This is a genomic window from Bradyrhizobium oropedii, from assembly GCF_020889685.1.
In the GTDB taxonomy this organism is placed as follows: Bacteria; Pseudomonadota; Alphaproteobacteria; order Rhizobiales; family Xanthobacteraceae; genus Bradyrhizobium; species Bradyrhizobium oropedii.
In genome coordinates this window covers 1-2,517 of the sequence record NZ_JACMYO010000376.1, presented here as the reverse complement: position 1 = coordinate 2,517, position 2,517 = coordinate 1, and the positions used below count along the sequence as shown (strand labels likewise).

Sequence of the window (2,517 nt, the reverse complement as noted above, 5' to 3'; positions counted from 1 at the left end):
CGACAATCAGGATGAGAGCGGCGCGTCAATCAAGATGAGACGAGGCGGCCGAGTCAGGAGATAATTGACGCTGGCCGTCGACTTGGCAAGCGTTGATTGACGCTGCGCGACAATCAAGTGGCGCTGCCAGCGTCAATCAAAGTCTTGTCGAGTTCGTTTGGGGTAGTGTGAACAGGCGGCCGGCCTGGACCGCGCTTGCGATCGAGGGCAACTTTTCGACGGTAACTTTCGACATTCATCTCGAGGATCGTGGCGTGGTGGACCAAACGATCGATGGCAGCCAACGTCATTGCTTGGTCCGGGAAGATACGCCCCCATTCGCCAAATGGCTGATTGGCCGTGATCAGCAGCGAGCGTCGTTCGTAGCGGGCGGCGATCAACTCGAACAACACACTGGTTTCCGCCTGATCCTTGCTCACATATGTGATGTCGTCGAGGATCAGGAGGTCATAGCGATCGAGTTTGGCGATCGCGGACTCCAGCGCCAGCTCGCGCCGCGCGACCTGCAGCCGTTGCACCAGATCAGTGGTTCGCGCGAAGAGAACGCGCCAACCGTTCTCGACGAGAGCCAGGCCGATCGCCGCGCCGAGATGGGTCTTGCCGCCGCCCGGTGGACCGAACAAGAGCAAATTGGCGCCGGCCTTCAACCAGGCGTCGCCGGCGGCGAGCGCCATCGCCTGTGCCTTTGATAGCATCGGCACGCTTTCGAAGTCGAAGGTTGCGAGCGTCTTGCCGGCGGGCAAACGCGCTTCCACCATGTGTCGCTCGATCCGACGGCGGGTGCGATCGGCGGCCTCGTGCTCGGCAAGGGCGGCGAGGAAGCGGGCGGCAGGCCACCCTTCCTTGTCCGACTGTGCGGCGAGCTTCGGCCAGATCGCCTTGACGCCCGGCAGGCGGAGCTCATTGAGAAGCAGCTCGACACGGGCAGCATCGACGGAGGTGGCGATACCGGTCATGCTGCCTCTCCCAGGTTCGAGCGGCCCGACATGACGCTGACGGAGGCGAGTTCATCGTAGACGTCGAGCGGCGCCAGCTTGACGGCGACACGCGGGATCGAGGCCGCCTCGGGTCGGAAGCGGTCGCGCAGCGCGGCAAGATCGGGTAACTGTCCGGCGTCCAGATCCAGCGCGATCGCCTCGGCGAGTTCTGCTTCGCAGGCGCGCTCGTGAGCCAGCGCCAGAAGCTCGACCGTCACCTTGCAGGCGCGCCGGTCATCACCATGCTCCCGCAAGGTCTCGAACAGACGTTTGTAAGCTGCACGCGGGAAGAGTTGGTCGCGATAAACGAGATTGAGGAGCGCCATCGGCTTGCGCCGCAGGGCATGGATGACGTGCCGGTAATCCACGACATGACCGCCCTGACTCTCGGACACAGGCCGACCGCGCCGCAACGTCACGACCGGTGTGACGCCAAGGAAGCATTCGAGCCGGTCGTCGAAGATGCGCACACGCAGGCGATGGCCGATCAATCTTGAAGGCACGGTGTAGAACACGCGCCGCAGGATGAAGCCGCCTGACGACGTCACCGGGATCACTTTCTCCTCGAAGTCGGTCGTGCGGCCTTTTGGCAGCGGCGCCAATGCCTCCTTCTCGAGCGCGATCGGCTTGGCGAGGTTGGCGTTGCGCCGGCCGACAATCTCGTCGACAAAAGCCCGGTACGCATCGAGACTGGCGAAGTCGCGCGTCCCCCGCAGCAACAGCGCATCTTCCAGTGCCCGCTTGAGATGGCCGTGCGCGCTCTCGATCGAGCCGTTCTCATGTGCGATGCCCGCATTGTTGCGCGTTGGCGCCATGCCATAGTGGCCCATCAGCCCGGCGTAGCGCTGCGTCAGATCCTCCCGTGCGTCGGCGGTCAGATTGCGGAACGCTGCCGACAGGCTGTCGCTGCGATGCTCCCGCGGCACGCCGCCAAGCGCCCACAGCGCGTTCTGCAAGCCCTCCGCCAGGGCGACGAAGCTTTCGCCGCCGAGCACGACATGGGCATGCTCGAAGCCGGAGAACGCCAACCGGAAGTGATAGAGCCGGTGATCGAGCGGCTCACCCGCGATGGTAATACCGAGCGCGCTCACGTCGGTGAAGTCGGACAGACCCAGGCGGCCGGGCTCGTGCTGCTGGCGGAAGATCACGTCCTGTTCGGGGCCGTTGAGCGCCCGCCAGGCGTTGATGCGCCGCTCCAGCGTGCGGCGGATGTTCGGGTTCAGGTCATGATGCCGTCGGCGCAGCTCGTCCAGCACGCCGATCACGCGGATGCCGGGCGCAGCCTTCAGGATCGGAACGATCTCGGCCTCCCAATACTGCGCGAGCGGATCGGACCGGCGCCGGCCCCTCGGCGTCTTCTTCTGCGATGGCGGGCGACAATCGCCCTCGATTCGATACGCGCTTGCCTTCGAGAACCCCGCCTTGGCCGCGGCGGCCTCGGGGGACAGTGTCTGTCGGTAGGTCATGTACAGCCTCATCTGGTGGTCGGTGATGTGGAGGCCAGGCAAGGCATCGATTCCCTCTTGTCGAGACGAATCAA

At 64.6% G+C, this 2,517-nt stretch carries 2 protein-coding genes; both read right to left on the bottom strand.

The window, feature by feature from the left end; genetic code table 11:
• Positions 1–113 precede the first annotated feature (113 nt).
• Positions 114–956 (bottom strand): IS21-like element helper ATPase IstB, encoded by an 843-nt coding sequence (gene istB / locus H8A95_RS42545; RefSeq protein ID WP_229172495.1) that lies wholly within the window; start codon positions 954–956, stop codon positions 114–116.
• Positions 953–2,485 (bottom strand): IS21 family transposase, encoded by a 1,533-nt coding sequence (gene istA / locus H8A95_RS42540; RefSeq protein WP_420839545.1) that lies wholly within the window; start codon positions 2,483–2,485, stop codon positions 953–955. The genes istB and istA overlap by 4 nt, the downstream gene beginning before the upstream one ends.
• Between the last annotated feature and the right edge of the window lie 32 nt (positions 2,486–2,517).